Source organism: Haemophilus parahaemolyticus (assembly GCF_018373095.1).
Lineage (GTDB): Bacteria > Pseudomonadota > Gammaproteobacteria > Enterobacterales > Pasteurellaceae > Haemophilus_A > Haemophilus_A parahaemolyticus_A.
In genome coordinates this window covers 1-6,474 of sequence record NZ_JAHAHT010000100.1, presented here as the reverse complement: position 1 = coordinate 6,474, position 6,474 = coordinate 1, and the positions used below count along the sequence as shown (strand labels likewise).

The 6,474-nt window shown below is 41.7% G+C and carries 3 protein-coding genes and 1 pseudogene; all 4 read right to left on the bottom strand.

Going from position 1 to position 6,474, the window contains the following annotated elements; translation table 11 throughout:
- Nucleotides 1-146: 146 nt before the first annotated feature.
- A complete protein-coding gene (locus tag KH943_RS08640; RefSeq protein WP_304110034.1) occupies nt 147-2,609 on the bottom strand; it encodes a glycogen/starch/alpha-glucan phosphorylase in 2,463 nt (820 codons plus the stop codon).
- 227 nt (nt 2,610-2,836) lie between these two features.
- On the bottom strand, nt 2,837-4,267 hold the full coding sequence (gene glgA, locus KH943_RS08635) for a glycogen synthase GlgA (protein ID WP_304110031.1): 1,431 nt from the start codon (nt 4,265-4,267) through the stop codon (nt 2,837-2,839).
- 198 nt (nt 4,268-4,465) lie between these two features.
- On the bottom strand, nt 4,466-5,767 hold the full coding sequence (gene glgC, locus KH943_RS08630) for a glucose-1-phosphate adenylyltransferase (RefSeq protein WP_053466276.1): 1,302 nt from the start codon (nt 5,765-5,767) through the stop codon (nt 4,466-4,468).
- A gap of 22 nt (nt 5,768-5,789) precedes the next feature.
- Nucleotides 5,790-6,474, bottom strand: a pseudogene (locus KH943_RS08625) (glycogen debranching protein GlgX); the annotation flags it as partial.

Below are 6,474 nucleotides of genomic sequence, written 5' to 3'. Positions count from 1 at the left end.
GTTTCCGTGATGTTCGAAATAGAAATTCACGACTTGTTGTTTGAAAAGTTGATTATATTTAGTCATAAAAAATCTGCACCTTAGTGAGTTGGTTGTTTAATCCAACTTTTAGGGTGCAGATCATTTCGATTGCGAGGTTTTTTTATTTAGTCAAATTTAACTGCTTCAACTTTCCAAATTCTCTCTGCGTACTCTTTAATCGTGCGGTCAGATGAGAAGAAGCCCATATTCACGATATTTTGAATGGTGCTTTCAATCCATTGATCGCGTTGTTTATATTTTTCATCTACGGCTTTTTGAGTTTCTACATAACTACGGAAATCAGCGAACGCTTGATAATAATCGTGGTATTGCAAGCCTTGTAATAGTTGATGATAACGTTGAGGATCTTCTGGTGAGAATTTACCTTCAATAATTTGATCCACGACGGTGCGTAATTGAGCATCATTTTGATAGTATTCAAATGATCGATAACCGTCGCGACGAAGTTGCTCAACTTGCTCCACAGTGTTACCGAAAATAAAGATGTTATCTTCACCCACGTTTTCCAAGATCTCTACGTTCGCACCGTCAAGCGTACCGAGTGTTAATGCACCGTTTAGGGCAAACTTCATATTACTAGTGCCAGAAGCCTCTGTGCCTGCAAGTGAGATTTGCTCTGAAATATCCGCTGCTGGGATGATAAGCTGTGCAAGGCTCACGCTGTAATTTGGAATAAACACTACTTTCAAGCGACCTTTCAAACGTTCATCATTGTTGATTACATTCGCCACATCATTGATTAAATGAATGGTTTGTTTTGCCGCATAATAAGCTGAAGCTGCTTTACCCGCCAAGATAAAGACACGCGGTTGCCAATCTTTTTCAGGGTTGGCAAGCATTTCATTGTAGCGAGCGATAATATGCAACACGTTCAACATTTGGCGTTTGTATTCGTGAATACGTTTTACTTGCACGTCAAATAAAGCGTGCGGATCAAGCTCTACCCCTAACTCGCGTTTTACGTATTCCGCTAATTTCACTTTATTAGCAAATTTAATGTCAGCGACAGCCTCTTTAAATGCTTTTTCTTGTGCGAACGGTTTGAGTTTTTCAATTTGGCTTAAATCGCAACGCCATTCTGAGCCGATATATTTATCAAACAATGCGGCTAATTGTGGATTCGCCACGGCTAACCAACGACGCGGTGTGATACCGTTTGTTACGTTGGTAAAGCGTTCTGGGAAAATACGAGCGAAATCGGCAAAGGTTGAAGTTACCATTAAATCAGAATGAATTTCTGCGACCCCGTTGATTTTGTGTGAACCTACAACGGATAGCCATCCCATACGCACTTTGCGTTGGTAGCCTTCTTCGATAAGAGAAACACGACGGATAAAATCGTTGTCCGTAGTTACGTAAGAACGAACATACTCTAAGAAATGATCATTGATTTCAAAAATCATCTGTAAATGACGCGGTAAGATTTTCGCCATCATTTCCACTGGCCAAGTTTCTAACGCTTCGGACATTAAAGTATGGCAGGTGTAAGAGAAAATGTTACGCGTCATCTCCCACGCTTTTTTCCATTCAAAACCTTCATCGTCCACTAAAATACGCATTAATTCAGGAATCGCTAACGCTGGGTGAGTATCGTTTAGGTGGATCGCCACTTTATCTGCCAAGTTTTCAAGGCCATCGTGGGTGCGTTTGTGACGGCGTAAAATATCTTGAAGTGATGCAGAGACTAAGAAATACTCTTGACGTAAACGCAATTCGCGACCATTCCACGTAGAATCATCAGGGTAAAGCACGCGTGATAAGTTTTTATTTGCGGAGTGTTCTTCTAATGCGGCTAAATGTTCGCCACGGTTGAAGTCGGCAAGGTTAAACACTTCCCCTGCGTGTGCCGACCATAAACGTAATGTTGCTGCAGAATTATTTTGATAACCTGGAATCATTTGGTCGTAAGCAAGTGCGGTCACTTTTTCGGTATCTTGCCAAATACATTTTTTGCCTTCGAAATGAATGTTTCCACCAAATTCTACGGTAAAGCGTTTAGAGGGACGAATAAATTCCCAAGGTGCCCCTTTTTCAAGCCACGCATCTGGGCGTTCTACTTGCTGACCATTTTCGATTTTTTGGCGGAACATACCATATTCATAACGAATACCATAGCCCATACCTGGTAAACCAAGTGTTGCGATAGAATCCATAAAGCAAGCAGCTAAACGACCTAAACCGCCATTACCCAAGCCTGGATCTACTTCTTTTTCTAAAACTTCTTCTAAATCCACATTTAATTCAGAAAGTGCTTCCTGTGCTAATCCATAAATGCCTTCTGCAATCATTGCATTAGATAGCGTACGTCCGATTAAAAATTCCATTGAAAGGTAGTAAACACGGCGAGAATCTTCTGCCCGAGTTTGGCGAGCAGTCGTGATCCAACCCTCTGTTACTAAGTCACGCACAGCGTGGAGAGTTGCATTGAGCCAATCGCGTTGGCTCGCTTCACGTGGAGAGCGACCGATTAAGAAAATGAGTTTGTAAACGATTGATTTTTTAATCGCTTCAACGGTCATTTCAGGACGATTATATTGGAATGGAGAATCAAAGTTATCCATTATCATAGGTAAAACCTCTATTAGAATGCTAAGAAATGATTAACGTAGGGTGTGTGAATTTGCAAAAATCAATCAAAATTTGACCGCTCTTTGCGTGCGTGAATGTTGTTTACACAGCCTACAAAAGTAGTTCGAATTTTATGCTTATCTTTGTAAAAAACAAGCCCAATCACACCGCTTGCAAAAGATTCTTTCACAAGCGGTGTGATTGTTAAGAAAGTTTACGAATAAAACTACAAGCGTTCATAAAGCGTTCTATATTGCTCTGCAGCTTTACGCCAGCTGAAGTCTTGTTCCATTGCGTCCGTGCGTATCATTGACCAAGCTCTTGGTTTCTTCCAAATTGAAAATGCGTGCTGAAGGGTGCGGCGTAAATCATCTGCCGTTGCCTGTTCAAACACAAAACCTGTTGCGGTGCGAGCTTTAATACTTTCTGAGGTACTATCCACCACCGTATCCGCCAAACCACCCGTTTTACGAACGAGTGGCAGTGTGCCATATTGCAAACCATAAAGTTGGGTTAAGCCACAAGGCTCAAAACGGCTTGGCACTAAAATCACATCGCCACCTGCCACCATTAAATGCGAAAGGGCTTCATCGTAGCCGATTTTTACCGCAATATTTTGCGGATAACGTTCAGCAAGCTCACGAATACCTTGTTCCAAGTGAGGTGCACCTGAACCTAAAATCATCAACTGCCCGCTTTGTTTAACAATTTCATCCGCACTTTCAATCAATAAATCCACGCCTTTTTGTTCGGTTAAACGGGTGACCATCACAAATGCCAAGGCTGATTCATCTTGTGGCAAATTGAAATACGCTTGCAATTCGGCTTTATTTTTCTTTTTGCCTGCCATATATTTCAGCTTGTAATGGTGCGGAATGTATTGATCCATGTTCGGATGCCAAATATTTTCGTCCACGCCGTTTAATATCCCCACCAAACGACCTTGAGCTTTTAAGCCAGAAAGTAAGCCTTGTAAACCATAGGCAAATTCTGGTGTCGTGATTTCTTCTGCATAAGTTGGGCTAACAGCCGTGCTTGCATCAGAATAGAACAAGCCTGATTTTAAATAAGAAATTTGTCCGAATAACTCCAAACCGTCCACATTAAACATTCCCGCAGGCAAACCAATTTCGTATAAATGATGATAAGAAAACTGCCCTTGATACGCCAAGTTATGAATAGTGAACACCGATTTCGCAGGGCGACCTTTGTTGAATAGATACGCTGCACATAAGCCTGCGTGCCAATCGTGAGCGTGTACCACTTCTGCTCGCCACCAGCTGTCTAAACCAGTGGCTAATTCTGCGCCCACCCAACCGAGCAAGGCAAAACGTTTGTAGTTGTCGCCGTAGTCATTGTAATAGGCATCGTGATAAGGATTGCCCTCGCGACCATATAAGTGCGGTGCGTCAATTAAATAGATCCCGACACCATTATATTCTCCATAACGCAACACCACGTGCCCAGCGAAGTTATCAAATTCGGCAACCACTTGGGTATTCGGAATGCCTGCTGTAATTGCAGGATAAGCAGGCAATAAAACGCGGGCATCTAGCCCTATTTGGTTCTGTGCTTGGGGTAATGCCCCTAAAACATCGGCAAGCCCGCCTGTTTTTAAGAGCGGATAGAGTTCCGAGCAAACGTGTAAGATTTTCATTGAGTTTTTTATTTTCCCTATAAATATGAATAACGCTCGATCAGCCCCCCTCTTTAGAAAAGAGGGGCTGGGGGAGATTTGATTACGATGTTTGAAATTCTTATGAGGTTGATTTCACTTCTGCCAAATCTCCCCTACCCCTCTTTGCTAAAGAGGGGTTTTAGAAAGAGCGGTTAATTTTGACCGCACTTTTCCTAACTAATCTAAATGCCCTTCCTCGCCAATCTCGTGTCCCTCAAGTTTCTTTAACATTTTCGAGGTCACAAGAATCACTTTACCTGTTGAGCTAATACGGAAGCGTTTTTTATCTTCTTCTATATCCACACCAATTTGCATACCATCAGGAATTTCACATTCACGATCAATAATACAATTTTTCAACACGCAATTTTTACCGATTTTAACTTGTGGTAGCACCACGCAGTGATCTACTTTTGAAAATGCATCAATTTTAATGTGGTCGAATAACACAGAATTGCTGATCGAAGCATCGGTAATCACACAACCGCCGCCGATAAGTGAGTTATCTACAGGATGCACATTGGAGTGTTTGTAGAAAAATTTTGATGGATAAGCCTGAATAGGATTACCACGAATTGGCCAGCTTTGGTCATAAATATCTAATTGTGGATTTTCAGAGACTAAATCGATATTGGATTGCCAAAAACTATCAAGTGTACCTACATCACGCCAGTAAATTTCGCCCTCGGTGTTGCGTCCCATACAAGAACGGCTGAATGGGTGAGCATAAAGCGTACCTTCTTCTAAACATTTTGGTAACACATCTTTACCGAAATCGTGGCTAGTTTGCGGGGTATTCACTTCCTGCTCAAGCATTTTGTAAAGATAATCCGCATCAAATACATAAATTCCCATTGAGGCGAGCGAAACATCAGGTTTGCCCACCATGGCTGGCGGATCTTTCGGTTTTTCCACAAAGGCTTTCACTTTCAAGTTTTCGTTTACAGCCATCACACCAAATTCGTGAGCCTCAGAACGTGGCACTTCAATGCAACCAACGGTACATTTCGCCCCACTATTGACGTGATCCATTAACATCACACTGTAATCTTGTTTGTAAATATGGTCGCCTGCTAAGATCAAAATATATTTCGGGCGATAGTGATTTTTAATAATAGCCATATTTTGATACACCGCATCGGCAGTGCCACGATACCAAGTGGAATCATCGATTTGTTGGCGAGCAGGCAGCATATCGACAAATTCCCCTCTCTCTTGTGGCAAAAAAGACCAGCCTGTTTGCAAATGACGAAGCAAGGAGTGTGCCGCATATTGGGTTACTACGCCAATTCGGTTTAAACCTGAGTTAATACAATTAGAAAGTGCAAAATCGATAATGCGACGATTACCACCAAAATAAAGCGCTGGTTTTGCACGTTTATCTGTCAATTCGTGTAAACGTGAACCACGTCCACCTGCGAGAACAAGCACCAAAGTGTTTTTAACTAAATCATATTTGTTAAGGTCGCCAGATTTCATACGGATCTCCATAGTCTTATTGTTATTCGTCATTCAGCATACAAAAGCCCATTGAACGAAGTTCGGCTTGTTGTGCTTCAAGGGTTACATTATGTGTGCCGATTTGGGGCTTCCATTTCCCATTAGGCAAGTGAAACACCTGACCTTCGGCTTTGGCGTTAATCAACAAAAGCCAACGATTATCTAAAACTATCTGTAATGCTTTGGTTTGTTGATTTTGCCAATCTTCAACTGTCATCGGTTCGCCTGCAATGTTAAGCCATTGCACATTCTCAGCCGACCACCATTGATCTCGGTTTAAACTGCCCATTTTTTTGCGGAGTGCAATCGTTTGCTTGGTCAGTTCAAATAATTCTTCGTTAAAATTTGCCCATTTAAGCCAAGTAATTTCGTTATCTTGGCAATAGGCATTGTTATTACCATATTGGGTATTACCGAATTCATCGCCAGCCAACAACATTGGCGTGCCATTGGCAAGTAATAAACTTATTAATAATCCACTTTGTGCAAAAGTGCGGTTATTTTCCACCGCACTTTTTTGTGGCTCAGCAAGATTTTCAGTCGAACCCTCTATGCCTTGGTTGTAGCTGTAGTTTTCGTTTCTGCCGTCGTGATTTTCTTCGCCGTTCGCTTCATTATGTTTTTGGTTGTAACTCACTAAATCTTTAAGCGTAAAACCATCGTGAGCGGTAATAAAATTAAGTGTA